Source organism: Afipia sp. P52-10 (assembly GCF_000516555.1).
Taxonomy (GTDB): Bacteria; Pseudomonadota; Alphaproteobacteria; order Rhizobiales; family Xanthobacteraceae; genus P52-10.
Genome location: NZ_AZSJ01000003.1, coordinates 1,702,404 through 1,719,677, shown reverse-complemented (window position 1 = coordinate 1,719,677; position 17,274 = coordinate 1,702,404). Strand labels below are relative to the sequence as shown.

Annotated in this window: 18 protein-coding genes; 10 read left to right on the top strand and 8 right to left on the bottom strand. The window is 63.9% G+C overall.

The annotated features are described in order from the left end of the window. Positions 1–69: 69 nt before the first annotated feature. Complete coding sequence (locus X566_RS09495) at positions 70–879, bottom strand: phosphatase PAP2 family protein (protein ID WP_051443975.1); 810 nt, start codon at positions 877–879, stop codon at positions 70–72. Between the two features lie 115 nt (positions 880–994). Here X566_RS09495 and X566_RS09490 point away from each other — a divergent pair, with 115 nt between their 5' ends. Continuing rightward, positions 995–1,597 carry a 2-hydroxychromene-2-carboxylate isomerase gene (locus X566_RS09490; protein ID WP_034465532.1) on the top strand — a complete coding sequence of 201 codons (603 nt, stop codon included), beginning with the start codon at positions 995–997 and terminating at the stop codon, positions 1,595–1,597. A gap of 14 nt (positions 1,598–1,611) precedes the next feature. On the opposite strand, the gene X566_RS09485 is transcribed toward X566_RS09490, so the two are convergent. The 3 genes from X566_RS09485 to X566_RS09475 form a co-directional block, all read right to left on the bottom strand. After that, complete coding sequence (locus X566_RS09485; protein WP_034465529.1) at positions 1,612–2,070, bottom strand: hypothetical protein; 459 nt, start codon at positions 2,068–2,070, stop codon at positions 1,612–1,614. Between the two features lie 75 nt (positions 2,071–2,145). After that, complete coding sequence (rlmN, locus tag X566_RS09480) at positions 2,146–3,348, bottom strand: 23S rRNA (adenine(2503)-C(2))-methyltransferase RlmN (protein WP_409337831.1); 1,203 nt, start codon at positions 3,346–3,348, stop codon at positions 2,146–2,148. Between the two features lie 153 nt (positions 3,349–3,501). Continuing rightward, positions 3,502–4,104 carry an invasion associated locus B family protein gene (locus X566_RS09475; protein ID WP_034465524.1) on the bottom strand — a complete coding sequence of 201 codons (603 nt, stop codon included), beginning with the start codon at positions 4,102–4,104 and terminating at the stop codon, positions 3,502–3,504. A 235-nt stretch (positions 4,105–4,339) separates the two neighbouring features. Between X566_RS09475 and X566_RS09470 the strand changes: the two genes are divergently transcribed. Then, entirely contained in the window at positions 4,340–5,314 is a 975-nt protein-coding gene (locus X566_RS09470; RefSeq protein WP_034465522.1) for an NADPH:quinone oxidoreductase family protein, read from the top strand. A gap of 86 nt (positions 5,315–5,400) precedes the next feature. On the opposite strand, the gene X566_RS09465 is transcribed toward X566_RS09470, so the two are convergent. Next, entirely contained in the window at positions 5,401–5,814 is a 414-nt protein-coding gene (locus X566_RS09465) for a YkvA family protein (protein WP_034468248.1), read from the bottom strand. A 267-nt stretch (positions 5,815–6,081) separates the two neighbouring features. After that, a complete protein-coding gene (locus tag X566_RS09460; RefSeq protein ID WP_275451018.1) occupies positions 6,082–6,390 on the bottom strand; it encodes a 4a-hydroxytetrahydrobiopterin dehydratase in 309 nt (102 codons plus the stop codon). A gap of 271 nt (positions 6,391–6,661) precedes the next feature. Between X566_RS09460 and X566_RS09455 the strand changes: the two genes are divergently transcribed. The 3 genes from X566_RS09455 to X566_RS09445 all read left to right on the top strand — a co-directional run bounded on the left by X566_RS09455 (position 6,662) and on the right by X566_RS09445 (position 11,583). Then, positions 6,662–8,041, top strand: a complete 1,380-nt coding sequence (locus tag X566_RS09455) for a TAXI family TRAP transporter solute-binding subunit (RefSeq protein WP_244434780.1) — start codon at positions 6,662–6,664, stop codon at positions 8,039–8,041. A gap of 292 nt (positions 8,042–8,333) precedes the next feature. Next, positions 8,334–10,163, top strand: coding sequence for a translational GTPase TypA (gene typA / locus X566_RS09450; protein ID WP_034465516.1), 1,830 nt, complete (start codon positions 8,334–8,336; stop codon positions 10,161–10,163). 166 nt (positions 10,164–10,329) lie between these two features. Next, on the top strand, positions 10,330–11,583 hold the full coding sequence (locus tag X566_RS09445) for an NAD(P)/FAD-dependent oxidoreductase (protein WP_034465514.1): 1,254 nt from the start codon (positions 10,330–10,332) through the stop codon (positions 11,581–11,583). Between the two features lie 2 nt (positions 11,584–11,585). Here X566_RS09445 and X566_RS09440 read toward each other — a convergent pair whose 3' ends face one another. Together X566_RS09440 and X566_RS09435 are read right to left on the bottom strand one after the other, a co-directional pair. Continuing rightward, positions 11,586–12,002 (bottom strand): thiol-disulfide oxidoreductase DCC family protein, encoded by a 417-nt coding sequence (locus X566_RS09440; protein ID WP_034468246.1) that lies wholly within the window; start codon positions 12,000–12,002, stop codon positions 11,586–11,588. 35 nt (positions 12,003–12,037) lie between these two features. Then, complete coding sequence (locus tag X566_RS09435) at positions 12,038–13,168, bottom strand: zinc-dependent alcohol dehydrogenase family protein (protein ID WP_034468245.1); 1,131 nt, start codon at positions 13,166–13,168, stop codon at positions 12,038–12,040. A gap of 362 nt (positions 13,169–13,530) precedes the next feature. Between X566_RS09435 and X566_RS09430 the strand changes: the two genes are divergently transcribed. The 5 genes from X566_RS09430 (at position 13,531) to X566_RS09410 (ending at position 17,260) form a co-directional block, all read left to right on the top strand. Further along, the gene (locus X566_RS09430; RefSeq protein ID WP_034465512.1) at positions 13,531–14,040 is read left to right on the top strand and encodes a GNAT family N-acetyltransferase; all 510 of its coding nucleotides are present in this window, start codon (positions 13,531–13,533) and stop codon (positions 14,038–14,040) included. 269 nt (positions 14,041–14,309) lie between these two features. Further along, positions 14,310–14,840: an inorganic diphosphatase gene (gene ppa / locus X566_RS09425; protein WP_034465509.1), complete on the top strand. Its 531-nt coding sequence runs from the start codon at positions 14,310–14,312 to the stop codon at positions 14,838–14,840. Positions 14,841–14,893: 53 nt separating this feature from the next. Further along, complete coding sequence (locus tag X566_RS09420) at positions 14,894–16,372, top strand: M20 family peptidase (protein WP_034465508.1); 1,479 nt, start codon at positions 14,894–14,896, stop codon at positions 16,370–16,372. Between the two features lie 21 nt (positions 16,373–16,393). Beyond that, the gene (locus tag X566_RS09415; protein WP_034465505.1) at positions 16,394–16,804 is read left to right on the top strand and encodes a GFA family protein; all 411 of its coding nucleotides are present in this window, start codon (positions 16,394–16,396) and stop codon (positions 16,802–16,804) included. 141 nt (positions 16,805–16,945) lie between these two features. Further along, positions 16,946–17,260, top strand: a complete 315-nt coding sequence (locus tag X566_RS09410) for a hypothetical protein (protein WP_152539832.1) — start codon at positions 16,946–16,948, stop codon at positions 17,258–17,260. Positions 17,261–17,274 lie beyond the last annotated feature (14 nt).

Below are 17,274 nucleotides of genomic sequence, written 5' to 3'. Positions count from 1 at the left end.
CACAGGAAGGCGGCGTCGGATCACTCTAGGCCGCGGCCATGACCGGACGCAAACGCGCATGCGCATCGTTTAGGGCTGAGCCCCGCTCTCCGCCCGTGGCTGGCGCGCCATGTCGGGGAGCACCGGCTTCGGACCGAACAAGCCACGGAACCAGGAATAACCGGGCCATGCGAACCGCGTCAGAGCCGCATCGACCTGCTCGTCAGTCGATCGCGTCGACGGCCAGCGATAGACCATCGCATAGATCAGCCAGATCAACAGGAATGTGACGAGTCCAGCAACGATGACATCGCTCGCATAGTGACCGCCGAACGCCATGCGCAAGCCGCCGGTCGCAAGCCCCAGTACCGTCGCGCCGACGTAAGCCAGCGGCCGCCATTGCGGCGGCGCAAGCGCTGCTGGCGCATAAGTCCAGAACGCCGTTGCCGCTTCACCCGAGAAGAACGAACAGTTGCGCGGGCACTCGCCGCCAGGCTGCCACCAGTGCTTGTATTGCCACTGGCCGCTGAACTCGACCGTGGAGACCGGCCGTGGCCGACCCCAGAAGGTCTTGAAAGTAAAATTCGTGACGATGCCCGCGGTCAGCACCATCGTAATCAGAAGAAAGGCGACCGAACGGCCCGGAAGCAGCAGCGGCTTGTCGGGCCGGACCAGCTTGACGACAAGCGCGACGATCGCCGGCGTGCAGAGCGCCCAGGCGATGATCATCGCTGTTTCGCGCGCGATCAACGCGGCGACATGCGATTTCAACGGAAACGTCTGGTTTGCGGCATCGAAGAAATATGCGCCGACGCGAAGGTCCAGATCGGGAACGATCGTGAACAGGACGACGAATGCCAGCGACAGCCCCAACGCGATATAAAGACCTGTCCGATTCATAACCTCGGTCTAGCCGACCTCGTCAGTTCTGAAAAGAGCGGCGCACCGACGAATTCGTGTGCTTGCCGCAGCGCCGTCTTGGGACCATTCTAGCCCTTGCAATCAAGGAGTGGCGATGCCCCAGCCAACGATCGACTTCTGGTATGACTTCGCATCGACCTACTCCTACGTTGCCGCCATGCGCATCGCGCCGCTTGCCGAGCAGGCCGGCGTCAGCATCCGTTGGCGACCATTTCTGCTCGGGCCGATTTTTCAGGCTCAGGGGCTAAACAACTCTCCGTTCAATCTCTTTCCGGTCAAAGGCCGGTACATGTGGCGCGACATGGAGCGCTTGTGCGCCGACATCGGAATTGCGTTTCGCAGGCCGGAACCGTTCCCGCAGGCGAGCCTGCTCGCGGCGCGTGTGGCTTTGGTCGGTGCCGACCAGGGCTGGTGCGAGACGTTTAGCCGCGCCGTCTACCAGGCAGAGTTCGCACACGGGCACGATATCGGCAAGCCCGAAACCATTGTCGCTGTGCTGCACGATCTCGGCCTTCCGCCCGATCCGATCCTCGGCCAAGCCCACAGTGAACCGATCAAGGCGCGGTTGCGCCAGCAGACCGACGCCGCCTCGGCGCTGCACATCTTCGGTGCACCAACGTTTTCGACCGGCGATGGCGAAATTTTCTGGGGCAATGACAGGCTCGAACAAGCCCTGCAATGGGCCCAGCGCCGCTGACTGCGCGCCATGCTTCAGGTGTTCCGACCAGCGTCCGACGTCTCGCGCCATGCACCCGCACGCCGTCCCGCGATCAGCCAATAGACCAGGCCCGCCACGATTCCGGCACCGGTCATGACCTCCAGCTCGCGGCGCTCGATGCCGACGAACGTCATCGACGAGGGATCGTACTGAGTGAAGGCGAGATAGACGCCGAGACCGAACAAAGCCCCGCCAATGGCATAGAACAGAATGCTGCGGATGCTGAACGCCTCGGTCACCAGCGCCATCACCAGCGCAGGCAGCAAGGCAAAACCACTGACGAAGATGAACCCAAAGCCGATCACCACGCTGAGCGCGTCACGATCCATCGGCCCGAGATCGAGGCTGCTCCATTCCGGGTACATCACCGCGAGCACGATGACGCACCCGGCGGCGAGGCTTGCTGCTAGAAATGCAACGCAGATGACGATCAGCCGCCCAATCAACGCCATCGCAGCTTTGCCCCCGTGGGTTCGATTCAGCAACCAAGCGAGCGCACGGCCACGAGCAGCCGCGCCGCGCAAGGATCAGTCGGTCATAGCCATGGCTCGCAGCGCCTGACGCTCGCGGGCCGACAGCTTCTCGGTCTCCGACTTCAGCTGACCGCACGCCGCAAGGATGTCGCGGCCGCGCGGCGTGCGGACCGGCGACGAGTAGCCGGCATTGAAGACGTATTCGGAGAATGCCTCGATCTGCGTCCAATCCGAGCACTCGTAAGCCGAACCTGGCCACGGATTAAAGGGGATCAGATTGATCTTAGCGGGAATGCCCTTCAGCAGCTTGACCAGCCGCTTGGCGTCGTCGAGCGAATCGTTCACGCCCTTCAGCATCACATACTCGAAGGTGATGCGGCGCGAATTCGAAAGACCCGGATAATTCCGGCAGGCCTCGAGCAGCTCGGCGATCGGATATTTGCGGTTGAGCGGCACGAGCTCGTCGCGCAACTCGTCACGCACCGCGTGCAGCGAGATCGCCAGCATCACGCCGATCTCCTCGCCGGCGCGAACGATGTTCGGCACCACGCCCGACGTCGACAGCGTGATGCGCCGGCGCGAAATGCCGATGCCCTCGTTGTCCGACACGATCGCCAGGGCGTCGCGCACCGCGTCGAAATTGTAGAGCGGCTCGCCCATGCCCATCATCACGATGTTGGTCACGAGGCGGTTGCCGTTCGGCGTCTCGCGATCGACCCAATCGTTCAACCGATCACGCGCCACCATCACCTGGCCGACGATTTCTCCGGGCGTCAGATTGCGGACAAGGCGCTGCGTACCGGTGTGGCAGAACGAGCAGTTCAGCGTGCAGCCGACCTGCGAGGACACGCACAGTGTTCCGCGATCGGTCTCGGGGATGTAGACGCACTCGACCTCGTGAGCGCGCTCGCCTGCAAGACCGCTCGGCAGCCGCAGCAGCCATTTGCGGGTCCCGTCTTCGGAAATCTGCTCGGCGACCACCTCCGGCCGAGCCACCGTGAAGTGCTGCTCCAGGTCGGCACGCACCGCTTTCGACACGCTGGTCATCTCGGCGAAGGTCTGTACGCCGCGCACATACATCCAATGCCAGAGCTGCTGCACGCGCATCTTGCGCTGGCCCTCCGGCACGCCAATGCCGCCAAGCCTTTCGGCGAGTTCCGCACGCGACAGCCCCACCAGCGACGGCTTCGCCGGCGGCACATAGCTCTCCAGCGGCACCTTCTCGACGAGGACGCCCCGCGCCGCCTGGGGTTCGATTGCCGTAACAGTCATCGATCAATCCCGCGCCGGGCTCTTCCGGAGCGCATGGACGCGCGATCCGGGCCTCCACCCGGCCTCGGCCAGGTCAGCGCCTTTCCTGGCGCTTACTTGGCGCTTTATCGGCTGAGAATCAATGCAGATTTGAGGTAGTTAGCGGCGACAGTCCTGCGCCAGCCGGTCGAGCGCCTGCGACAGCCCCCTCAAGGAATAGACGTCAGTGGTCTCGGTGCCGCGCGAGGAGACGCCCTTGACGGTCACGTCGGAACCCTTGCGCAGGGCGTCGACCATCTTCTCCTCTTCGGCGGCATTCTTGACCCACAGGCCATCACCCTGCGTGTACATCGCATAGCGGTTGCCAGACACTTCGAGCGTCCCCTCCGAACCCGGCTTCAACGGATAACCGATCATGATCGAGACCTCGTTGGTGACCTTCTCCTGCGGGCGCGTGGAGATGAAGGCGTAGGCCGGATCGCGCGGGCGGTTGGGTGGATTGGTCTTCATCGACGTCGGCTTGGCCAATGCAAAGCAGATCCGCTTGCCGCCAGGCGAGGCGACATAAGCACCCCACGGGCCGAACTGCCCGACGAGTGTCGGCTCGGCGCCCCCGGTCGCAGCCGATGCGGCTTGCTTGGTGTCCTGCTTCGGGGCCGCTTTCGCACCCTTCGCGGCTTGTGCATTGACCTGCAATGGCCACACACAGGCGACTGCGCCGGCAATGCACGCCACCAGACCAACTGCCCCTCGCACCGACATCTCAAGAACCTCGCTCAAATCAGGGCTTTCCGAGCCAGTTCCGCAGAATCCGGCTGCGCAAATGGAATAGACGGGAACGGCAAAATTGTGAAGCTTCGCGCCTCTCGCCTGCGGCCCGACCGCACATGCGCGCATGCTCGCGCACGACAGCCGCACCGACGATGAGGATTGTCGGACCCGCGCAAATCCGCCATGAACAGCGACCCGATCAACACTCATAATCGCGTGGTGCTGCATGAAGGCCATCATCTGCTCGCAATGGTGCGAACCTGCCGATCTCGTCCTCGGCGATCTGCCCGATCCGGTTGCGGGTCCAGGCCAGGTCGTGATCGCGATCAAGGCCGCGGCATTGAACTTCTTCGACATCCTGATGGTGCAGGGAAAGTATCAGACCAAGCCGCCGTTTCCGTTCTCGCCGGCGGCTGAGATCGCAGGGGTGATCGAGAGCGTCGGCGAAGGCGTCACCGATCTGAAGGTCGGCGACCGCGTCGTCTCCTCGATCGGCTACAACGGCGCGCGCGAGAAGGTTGCCGCCGATGCCGCACTGACGGTCAAGATTCCCGACTCGCTCGACTACGATCGCGCGGCTGGTGTCATCCTCATCTACTCGACCGCGCTGCATGCGCTGGAAGATCGCGCCGATCCGAAGCCGGGCGAAACGTTGGTGGTGCTTGGCGCCGCAGGCGGCACCGGCCTTGCAGCGATCGAACTCGGCAAGCTGATGGGCTTGCGTGTTGTCGCTTGCGCCTCGTCGGACGAGAAGCTCCAGTTCTGCAAGCAGCACGGCGCTGACATCCTGTTCAATTACGCGACGAACGATCTGAAGGAAGGCCTGAAGAAGATCGGCGGCACGAAAGGCATCGACATCGTGTTCGATCCGGTCGGCGGCGATTTCACCGAGGCGGCCCTGCGCTCGCTCGGCTGGGAGGGACGCCTGCTGGTGATCGGCTTCGCCTCGGGACCGATCCCGCGCATCCCGCTCAACCTCGCGCTGCTGAAGAGCTGCGACATCCGCGGCGTGTTCTGGGGCGGCTTCAACAAGGCCTTCCCGGACAAGAGCCGCGCCAACCTGGAGAAGATCGTGCAATGGGCGGCGGACGGAAAACTCTCCTCGCACGTGCATGCCACTTTCCCGCTGGCGAAAACGGCCGAGGCAATGGCTGTGCTTTCAAGCCGTCAGGCAATGGGCAAGGTCATCCTGCATCCCTGATGCATGACCGCGAAGAGCCGGAGATGATTTTCGGCCAGATCCCGCTGAAAAATAGAGCTGCGGTTCGCTTCGGGTGAACCGCAGCTTCAGGCACCAGCGGGATTGTCGAGATCGCCTTCGGTCCCGCGCGCCAAAGCCTGCCGCGCGGCCTCGCGATGGTCGGGGCGGATGTGAGTCGCCACCAGCCGCAACGCCGTCACCAGCACCGCCGCATCGTCGGTGAAGCCGAGCATCGGCAGGATGTCCGGAACGAAATCGAACGGCAGTACGAAGTAGGCCAACGCACCGAGCAGCGACAGCTGCACATGGCGTGGCGTCTGGCGATCGAAGGCGCAATAGTAGGCGGCCAGCAGGTCCTCGGCGAACGGCAGCCGCGCCGCGAACCGCTTGAACTTCGCCTTAAAGCGCCGGCGCACACTCTCGCTGTCCTGCGCGAGCTTGCGCGCGGGCTCGAAATCCTCCGCGTTGAAGTCGGTCGCGCCATCTGTCGCGTGATGCATGGCCATTGCTCGGCAACCCTCGTCACACCGGTCCGCATGGCGGGTGCCGGCGAACGCAGTCAAAAATTGGTGAGCGGCGCGGGCGTTTGCAAGATGAACGGCGCGTGGCGCGGATTCGGTATTCGCACCTCACTCGGCCGCGGTCGCGCAAAATCCAAGCTCCGTTAAGCTCCTATGGTTCCGAGCGGTTTTCGATTCCAACAGGGGATCCTGGCCACGGTGGACGCAGCCGGATGTAGCTGGACGCAAATGTTGGACCCGAACCCCTTAGATCCGGGCGATGCGGTCCATCGCTTCCGCGAGCGCGATGTCCTTGGCTGTCAGGCCGCCCGCATCGTGGGTCGCCAGCACCACCTCCACGGTCTTGTAGACATTGCGCCATTCAGGATGGTGATCCCGCTTCTCGGCCACCAGCGCAACCCGGCTCATGAACCCGAAAGCTTCATTGAAGTCTTTGAAAACAAATGTCTTTGTGATCGCGTCCCGGCCCGGAACCTCGGCCCAGCCGGACAATGTCGCAAGCGCGGTGCGGCGGGATTCGCCAGTCAGTTTCTCGGTCATGCGGGTCTCCTTCACTGCCTTATAATTACCATATGCGGCCGTCTTGGTTCACGGCCGGACGCGATATCGGCCCGAACCGCATGGATGTCTCCGCGATGCCAACCCAGGCGCGATCGCGGAACTGCGTGAGAGCGGCAAAGTTTGCTATACTGTCCGTTGAAAGCACCTTCGTGGGATGACGCCTCTGACCCTGCGCCAGCTCTTTTCCCGATCGATGGCTGCCGATAGCTCGCTCGGAGCAGGCGGAACACCGGCTCCGCGTCATCGCGGGCCAAGAGCCATGACGATCCTGTCCTTGGTCGCGGGCGCGATCGCCGCGGCATCGGCGATCGGAGCAACGATCTATTACTTCAACCGTCCGGTTACGGTGCGGATCGCGATCGGCCCTCCTAACAGCGAAGACTTCAAGGTCGTGCAGTCGATCGCCCGGGTGTTCGACCCGCAAGGTGCCGGACGTGACCGCAGCTCGATCCGCCTGCGCCTCGTGCCGACGGACGGCTCGGTGCAAAGCGCCGTGGCTCTCGATGCCGGTCAGGCCGACCTCGCCGTGGTTCGCGGCGACCAGAAGCTCCCGAAGGACTCGCAGGCCGTCGCGACGCTGCGCAAGAACATCGTTGCCATCTGGCTGCCGCCGGCTCCTGCCGTTGCCGCGGCCAAGGGCGCCAAACGCGCGCCGCCGGAACAGAAGATCAAGCGGATCGACAATCTGGCCGGCCACAGGATCGGCATCATCGGCCGCAGCCAATCGAACGTGAACGTGCTGCGCGTGATCCTGAAGCAGTACGGCGTCGCCATCGACAAGGTCGCGATCTTGCAGTTCTCGGCGAATGAAGTCGCCGAGGCGGTCCGCAACAACAAGGTCGATGCCCTGGTCGCGGTCGGCCCACCCAACAGCCGGATCACCTCGGACGCGGTGGCGGCATCGGCGCGCGATGGCGGCGCACCGATCTTTCTGCCGATCGATTCCGCCGACGTGATCGCCAACAACGATCCGATCTACGAATCGACCGAGATCGCCCCCGGCGCCTTTGGCGGAGCACCCGCACGGCCCGACGAGACCATCAAGACCATCGGCTTCTCGCACCACATCGTCGCGCGCAAGACCCTGCCCGATTCGGTCGTGACGGCCTTCACGCGGCAGCTGTTCTCGATGCGGCAGGCGCTGATCGCGGAGAATCCCTCCGCCGCCAAGATCGAGGTGCCCGACACCGACAAGGACGCCGCGATTCCGGTTCATCCCGGCGCCGCCGCCTACGTCGATGGCGAAGAAAAGACCTTCATGGAGACCTACAGCGACCTGATCTGGTGGAGCATCATGGCGGTGTCGGTCCTCGGCTCGCTGGGCGCCTGGTCGGTGAGCTACCTGAAGAAGGACGACCGGACCACCAACTCGTCGCTGCGGGAGCGGCTGCTGCAAATGCTGACGCAGGCGCGCAAGGCGGCCTCGCACGAAGAACTGGACCAGCTGCAGGCGGAAGCCGACGACATTCTCCGCAACACGCTGGATTGCTACGAACACGGCGCGATCGAGACCGGAACGCTGACAGCCTTCCAGATCGCGCTTGAGCAGTTCCACAATGCCGTTGCCGACCGGCGCCTGTTCCTGGCCACCGATCCGACGCCGCTGGTGCCCTCGGTTCGCCCCTCCCGGCCCGCCGTGGTCTGACCCTTGGCCGGTTCCGGGAGTTTCCGGGCCAGAAAGTCCAAATTTCGGTGCCGGAGCTCCTGCAAAAGCCGTTGTTCTCGGACGATTTCTGACTATATTGCGCCGCAGCGCGTCCCCCGAGTGCCCGGTCCCAGAAGGCCGGGCTCGCTGTTTCTGAGGGCGGCGTGGCTGGGCATGACGTCCGAAAAGCGGTCCCGGTTTTCGGACGTGATCGTTCCCGAACAATGAGATCCGCGGCGTCATCCATTCGGCAGGTTCTGCCGGAGCGCTGCGATCATAACCGGTAGACCCTATGAATTTGCGCAACGTCGCCATCATCGCCCACGTCGATCATGGCAAGACCACACTCGTCGATCGCCTGCTGCAGCAATCTGGCACATTCCGCGAAAACCAGCGTGTCGCCGAACGCGCGATGGACTCCAACGACATCGAGCGCGAGCGCGGCATCACCATTCTGGCCAAGGCCGCTTCGGTGCAGTGGAAGGACACCCGCATCAACATCGTCGACACGCCAGGCCACGCCGACTTCGGTGGCGAGGTCGAGCGCATCCTGAACATGGTGGACGGCGCCCTGGTGCTGGTCGATGCCGCCGAAGGCCCGCTGCCGCAAACCAAGTTCGTGGTTTCGAAGGCGCTCAAGGTCGGCCTGAAGCCGATCGTCGTGATCAACAAGGTCGATCGTCCCGACGCACGGGCGACCGAAGTCGTGAACGAAGTGTTCGACCTGTTTGCGGCACTCGACGCCACCGACGAGCAGCTCGACTTCCCGATTCTCTACGGCTCCGCCAAGCAGGGCTGGATGGCCGAGAGCCCGGACGGGCCGCAGGATGCCGGCATGCAGCCGCTGTTCGACCTGGTGCTGCGCCACGTTGCACCGCCGGTGGTCGAGGACGGACCGTTCCGCATGATCGGCACGATCCTGGAGTCCAATCCCTATCTCGGCCGCCTGATCACCGGCCGCATCACCTCCGGCATCATCAAGCCGAACCAGGCGATCAAGGCGATGAGTCGCGACGGCAAGCTGATCGAACAGGGCCGGATTTCGAAGATTCTCGCGTTCCGCGGCATCGAGCGCATTCCGCTCGACGAGGCGGAAGCCGGCGACATCGTCGCCATCGCCGGTCTGACCAAAGGCACCGTTGCCGACACCTTCTGCGACCCGAGCGTCGAAACGCCGCTGGTCGCGCAGCCGATCGATCCGCCGACCGTATCGATGTCCTTCATCGTCAACAACTCACCGCTCGCCGGCACCGAAGGCGACAAGGTGACCAGCCGCATGATTCGCGACCGGTTGCTGCGCGAAGCGGAAGGCAACGTCGCGCTGCGCGTGACCGAGGCCGACGACAAGGACTCGATGGAAGTCTCCGGCCGCGGCGAACTGCAACTCGCGATTCTGATCGAGAACATGCGCCGCGAAGGCTTCGAACTGTCGGTATCGCGTCCGCGTGTGGTTCTGCAGAAGGACGAGGCCACCGGCGGCTGGACCGAACCGGTCGAGGAGGTCGTCATCGACGTCGACGAGGAGCATTCCGGCGTCGTCGTGCAGAAGATGAGCGAGCGCAAGGCGGAGATGATCGAGATGAAGCCGTCGGGCGGCAACCGTCTGCGGCTCGTGTTCTACGCTCCGACCCGTGGCCTGATCGGCTATCAGGGCGAACTGCTGACCGACACGCGTGGGACGGCGGTGATGAACCGGCTGTTCCACGGCTACGCCCCTTATAAGGGCGACATCCCCGGCCGCCGCAACGGCGTGCTGATCTCCAACGAACAGGGTGAGGCGGTGGCCTACGCCATGTGGAAGCTGGAAGACCGCGGCCCGATGATGATCGAGCCGGGCTGGCGCGTCTATCGCGGCATGATCGTCGGCGAGCATACCCGTGACAACGATCTCGAGATCAACGTGCTGAAGGGCAAGCAGCTCACCAACATCCGCACCACCTCGAAGGACGAGGCGGTGCGGCTGACGCCGCCGATCAAGATGTCACTGGAGAAGGCGCTCGCCTACATCGAAGACGACGAACTGGTGGAAGTGACGCCGAAATCCATCCGGCTGCGCAAGAAGCTGCTCGATCCCAACGACCGCAAGCGGGCCGAGAAGTCCAAGGAAGCGCTGGCGGGCTGACGGTCCCCATCCCAGGCATGCGCTTACCGCAAGCGCATGTCTGCCATCGGTCATCCTTGCTGCTGACACGCGTCGCGCAAACGATCGTAAGATCATATATTGAGGTCAGTCGCCGGGTTCCCACCCGGCAGCCGACAACTCTCGCCCATAGGCTATCGGATTCACCATGCCGCTGCCGTCCGACGTTGACGTTGCCATCATCGGCGCAGGCGCTGCCGGCATCGGCGCAGCGCGCGCGCTGGAGGCGAGCGGCCTGCGCGTAATCCTGCTGGAAGCCCGCGACCGGCTTGGCGGCCGAGCTTTCACCCGCCAGCTCGAGAACGGCATCGTCTTCGACGTGGGTTGCGGCTGGCTGCATTCGGCCGACAAGAACCCGTTCGTCGCGATCGCCACCCGGCTCGGCTTCGATATCGACCGCAGCCGTCCGCATTGGAGCCAACAGACGTTCAACATCGGATTTCCGCAGCACGAGCGCGAGGCGTATCTGCGGGAGATGGAGGCGTTCTATGCCCGCGCCGAGAAAGCGGCTGAAGAAGGGCCGGACCGGCCCGCCAGCGCGTTGCTGCTGCCGGGCAATCGCTGGAATGCGATGCTGGATTGCGTTTCGACCTACATCAACGGTGTCGAACTGGATCGGGTGTCGATTTACGACATCGATGCTTATGAAGATACCGAGGTCAATTGGCGGGTGAAGCGCGGTTATGGCGCGCTGGTGGCCGCCTACGGCGCGACCTGCCCGGTCGCCTTCGATACGCAGGTCGGGCTGATCGATCACGCGGGCGCGCGCATCCGCATCGAGACCTCGCGCGGCACGCTGACCGCGACCAAGGTCATCGTCACCGTTCCGACGAACCTGATCGCCGATGAAACCCTGCGCTTCTCGCCCGCGCTGCCGGACAAGATCGCGGCCACGCGCGGCCTGCCTCTCGGCCTCGCCGACAAGGTGATGCTGGCGCTCGACGACGATGGCGAGGCCTTGCCGCGCGACGGCAACCTGCGCGGCTCGACCACGAAGGTCGGCACCGGCACGTACCACCTGCGGCCGCAGGGCTTCCCCAGCATCGAGGGTTACTTCGGCGGGCGCTTCGCGCGCGAACTGGAAGACGCCGGCGAGGGCGCCATGGCCGCAACCGCGATCGACGAGATCGTCGCCCTGCTCGGTTCAGCCTACCGCAAGAAGCTGCGGCCGCTGTCGTCGTCGCGCTGGGCGCATGATCGGTTCGCGACGGGATCCTACTCGCATGCCTTACCTGGCCATGCCGACGACCGCGCCATCCTGGCAACGCCTGTCGACGACCGGCTGTTCTTTGCCGGCGAGGCGACATCGCCGAACTTCTTCTCCACCTGTCACGGCGCGCTGGAGAGCGGCATCCGGGCTGGGAAGGAAGCGCTGGCGACGATCCCTGTTCGTGCGGCCTAACCTTACATCTCGGTGAGCACGCGCTTGCGCAGCGATGCGTCGCCGACGAAGCATGTGTCATAGGTCCCGAAGATCCGATAGCGGTTGCGCGCGACCAGATCATAGACTGCATCGCGCAATCGCTTCGGCACGCGTGTCAGCATCCGCGCCCAGCGCCACCCAGGCAACATCCCGAGGACCGTCAACGTCGCATCCGATTTGAACAGCACGGCATTGTTCACGACCACCGCATTGGTGTCGGGATCTGAAGTGTCGATCCCGAAGGTCTCCGCGAGCTTTCGTCCATAGTCGGATTGGATCGCGGTGAAGCGAAACAGTCCGCCGTCGCGGGCCGCGATAAAGCGCACCCAGCGCGAGCAGAACACGCAGATGCCGTCATAGAGAATGACATGGTTGTCGGGCCATCGCGGCGCAGACATCGTTGTCACCTCACCTGCGGCATCTGCCGCGCCGCTCAATTGGGTCGCAATGTCTGCCGCACGACGCTGCCATCGGCGAGCTTGTCGAAGCCTTCGTTGAGGCCGTCGAACGTCAGATCACCCGCATGCAGCTTATCGACGGGCAGCTTGCCCGCGAGGTACAGATCGAGGAACCGCGGAATGTCGCGGCGGGCGATGCAGCTTCCCATATAGCTGCCCTTGATGGTGCGCTCGTCGGTTACCATCGCCGCATGCGGATAGGCGATTGCCGCGTCCGGCTTCGGCAGGCCGGCGCTGACCGTGGTGCCGCCACGCGCGGTGATCGCGTAGGCGAAGTCCATCGCCGGCAGCGATCCCGCCATCTCGAAGGCGAAGTCCACGCCGCCCCGTGTCAGATCACGCACCTGCGCAATCGCGTTCTTGTCGTTGGCCAGCACCGTATGTGTCGCGCCAAGCGATTTCGCCAGCTCCAGCTTCGCGGGTAACACGTCGGCGGCGATGACCGGGTAGGCGCCCGAAGCCACCAGCGCCAACAGCGAGTTCAATCCGACGCCGCCGAGGCCGACCACCGCGGAGCTCCGCCCAGGCGCAACCTGCGCCGTGTTCACAACCGCGCCGACACCGGTCATCACCGCGCAGCCGAACAGCGAGGCGACGTTGAGCGGCGCACGCTTGTCGACGGTCACCACCGAGCTTTCGGCGACCACCGCGTACTGCGCATAGACCGACAGGCCGCTGTAGTGATGCAGGTCACCGCCGTCATCGCAGAACAGGCGCCGCGCGCCGGATTGCAGCGTGCCCGCGGCACGCGACGCGGTGGACACCATGCAAAGATTGGGACGGGCGTCGGAGCAGTAGCGGCAGGNGCCGCAGCTCGACACGAACGAGGNGACGACATGATCGCCGACCTTCACGTCACGCACGCCGGGACCGACTTCGACCACGACGCCCGCGCCTTCGTGACCAACGACCGTCGGCAGCTTGCGCGGACGAACGCCTTCGATGGTCGACAGGTCGGAATGGCAGAGGCCCGCCGCAGCGACCTCGATCATCACCTCGCCGGGACCAGGGCCGTTCAGCTCGACCCGCTCGATCCGCAGTGGCTTCGACACGGTGAATGGATGTGGCAGCCCCTGCTCGAACAGGATCGCGGCGGTCATTTTCATGGTGGTCCTCCCCTTCTTGTTGCCGGCGAGCATGGCCGGGAATACCGCAGCGGTTCAATGCCGTGACACCGCAATGCCGGCATGCAGCATAACGAAGCGAGCAAATGGCAAGCGGCCGCGAATCAGCCGTGGCGCAGACGGCAGGGAATGGTGCGGACGATCAGACGCTCCACCGTTCCGACTGAACGACAATGCATAATCGTGCAGAAACCGAATAGCCGGGTCACATGCGTCGATCCATCCGTCCTGTTTCGAGACAAGTCACCGCACTTTCGCGCGCCAGTGATGCAGAAAATCCACATCTTAACCGATTATTAAGCAAAGCTCTTGAAGCGGCGCGGATGTCTTGCTTTGATCGGTTCATGAGCACGATCCTGATCGAAGTTCGGCACGCCAAGCCATCCGACGCAGCAGCGGTTGCGTCCACCCACGATCAGGCGTGGCGCGCCGCCTATCAGGGCATCATCCCCGGTGCTGAACTGGACAAGCTCATCAACCGTCGCGGTCCGCAGTGGTGGGACAGCGCAATCCGTAAAGGCAGTCGGGTCAGCGTTCTGGTTTTCGGCGAGCAGATCGCGGGCTATGCCAACTATGGTCGCAATCGCGCCCGCAGCCTCCACTTCGATGGCGAGATCTACGAGCTTTACCTGAAGCCCGAGTTCCAGGGCCTCGGCTTCGGCCGCCGCCTGTTCACCGCCGCCCGGCGCGACCTGGCCCAAAGCGGGCTGAAAAGTATGGTGATCTGGGCGCTTTCTGATAACGATCCGGCGGTAGATTTCTACCGGAACCTGGGCGGCCGCATGGTGGCGCGCTCCTCGGAGCGGTTTGGAACCAAGACCCTCGACAAAGTTGCGTTCTCCTGGACGCATTGATTTGCTGGACGCATTGGCGGCCGGGGGACTTCTTCCTGGATCCATGTCCTGGATGCATGCATAGCGGACGCATGAACGCCCCAAACCAGCGATAAACGCGGGATCGGGGTCAGTCGCCTCTCCGCAGGCGTTTGCATTGTTTTTGACGAAGATCACGCACCACGCGTCTTATCGTCTTCCCTCGTGACCGAGAGCCGTATAGGCAATGCTCGCCGTTACGCTGCGGTGCAACCGCCGGCCGGCATCCCTGAATCTTTGCGGAGCTTTTCATGCGTATCGATGCGATCTCGACTGGGGCCAACCCGCCGCACGAGGTCAACGTGATTATCGAAGTCCCCGTCGGCGGCGAGCCGATCAAGTACGAAATGGACAAGGCGGCAGGGACGCTGGTGGTGGACCGCTTCCTTTACACGGCGATGCGCTACCCCGGGAATTACGGTTTCATCCCGCATACCCTGTCCGACGATGGCGATCCCTGCGACGTGCTGGTGGCCAACACCCGCGCGATCGTGCCGGGCGCTGTGATGAGCGTGCGTCCCGTCGGCGTGCTGTTCATGGAAGACGAAGCCGGCGGTGACGAGAAGATCATCGCCGTGCCGTCGATGAAGCTGACCCGCCGCTACGCGAACGTAAAGAGCTACACCGACCTGCCGGAAATCACCCTGCAGCAGATCCAGCACTTCTTCGAGCACTATAAGGATCTCGAACCGAACAAATGGGTCAAGGTGCTGCGCTGGGGCGGTGTCGACGAGGCGCACAAGCTGATCCAGGAAGGCATCGAACGCGCGAAGACGAAGTAGCGCTTGCGATTGTGCTGAGAGACGGCGAAGCTCATCAATGGTAGGAGCTGTCGATGAGCCGCCCGTTCAAAGCTGTTCTCACTGGCCTCGCCGCGCTGGCGGGCCTCGCCGTCATTCTTGCCGGCGTTCTGCTGCTCAATACGTTCACCCACCGGTCGCTGCAGCTCGACGTGCGGCCGCTGCAACGCGCAGCCGTCGAAGCCGGCGCAGCCGAGCGGCTCGCCGCGGCGATCCGCTTCCGCACCATTTCCAACTTTCTCAATCCCGCGCAAAACGCTGACGAATTCGCCAAGCTGCATGCGCACATCGCGGAGAGCTTCCCGGCTTTTCACGCGGCCGCGAAGCGCGAGGTGATCGGCAGTCACGCCCTGCTCTACACCCTTGAGGGGGCCGACAGGAATGCCGCGCCGATCGCACTGCTGGCGCATCAGGACGTTGTGCCGATCGCGCCCGGCACCGAGAACGACTGGCAAGTGCCGCCGTTCGACGGCGTGGTGAAGGACGGCTATATCTGGGGTCGCGGCGCCTGGGACGACAAGGGCAGCCTGTTCGCGATTCTCGAAGCCGCAGACATGCTCGCCAAGGAGGGCTTCAAGCCGAAGCGGACGATCTACTACGCCTTCGGCCATGACGAAGAGGTCGGCGGCCAGCGCGGCGCCAAGGCGATCGCCGCCTTGCTCGCCGCCCGCGGCGTGCGGCTCGACTTCGTCCTCGACGAGGGGCTGATCATCACCGACGGCATCCTGAAAGGCCTGAGCAAACCTGCCGCGCTGATCGGCATCGGCGAGAAAGGCTTTGCGACGCTGGTGCTGTCATCGACGGCAACGCCCGGCCACTCCTCGCTGCCGCCGCGCGAGACCGCGATCGGCATGCTGAGCGCGGCGCTGGCGCGGCTGGAGGATCACCGCATGCCCGCCGACATCCGCGGCATCTCGGAGGAGATGTTCAACACGCTGGCGCCGGAAATGGACGGTCTCAACCGCGTCGTGCTGTCGAACCTGTGGCTGCTGAAGCCATTGTTGCGGCGGGAGCTCGAGAAATCCGCCGCCACTGAAGCGGCGATCCGCACCACGACGGCGCTGACGATCTTCAACGCCGGCAACCAGGACAACGTACTGCCAGGCCGCGCCGAGGCGACAGTGAATTTCCGTCTGCTGCCCGGCGACACCCAGGACAGCGTGATCGCCCACGTGCGCAGCGTGATCGCTAACGACCGCATCGGCATCACGCCGGGCGCGGCGAACACCGACCCGCCGCCGGTCTCGCCCACCAGCACCGCTGTTTACCGCGCGCTCAACCAGACCATCCGCGAGGTGTTTCCCGATGTCGTCGTCTCGCCAGGCCTGATGGTCGGCGGCACCGACGCGCGGCATTATGCAGGGGTTTCCGACAATGTTTTCCGCTTTGCCCCGGTGCGGGCGAAGCCGGAGGACCTGTCACGCTTTCACGGCACCAACGAACGGCTCAGCGTCGAGAATTACGCCGACATGATCCGCTTCTACCGAAGGCTGATGCAGACCATTGCGGGTTGAGATCATAACAGGAGGACACCCATGAAACTCGAAGGCGGTTGTTACTGCGGCAACGTGCGTTACGTGGCGGAAGGCGATCCGGCGATGAAGGCGCAATGCCATTGCCGTGAATGCCAGTACATCACCGGCGGTTCGCCGAACATGTTCATGCTGATGCCTTCCAGCGGCTTCCGCTACACCAAGGGCGAACCAAAGCAGTTTTCGCGCAGCGATCTGGACAACCCGGTCACGCGCGAATTCTGTCCCAACTGCGGCACCCACCTGCTCACCCGCCGCCCCGGATTGCCGCCGGTGATCATCAAGATCGGCACGCTCGACGACCCGGCGCAGTTCGGCGAACCGCAGATGGCGATCTTCACCGTCGACAAGCAGAGTTTCCACCAGATCCCACAAGGCGTGCCGGCCTTCGAGCGGCTGCCGCCGCGGGCTTAGTGGATTGAGGCGCCGGTCGCAGGCGGCCTCAGTTGACGGCTTCTTTCCATAATAAGGCCGCGGCATGATCGGCGCTTCGCCATGTTTTCCCATCAGCCTTCTGGCACCTTCACGCGTGAAAACAATCAGAAGGAGGCCACCATGAAGCTTGCTGTTGCCGCGGCCCTCAGTGCCGCCGCGTTGTTTACGAGCGACGCTCGCGCAGCCGATACATTCGCCACCTACGATAGCTATCCCAACGGCCCGCCGGTCGTTGAACGCATGCGCACGGTCTGCGACGGCTATGGCCGCTGCTGGCAGGAGCGCTTGCCCGCACGTGCCGTCATCGAACAGGATGGCTATGATGCGCCGACGCCGCGCTATGTCGAGCGCCGCTACGATCCCTATCGTCCAGCCGGGGTCAGCGTTTACAGGCCGGACGTCAATGTCGATCTGGATGACGATGACGACGATTGATCGCTTCGGCATGA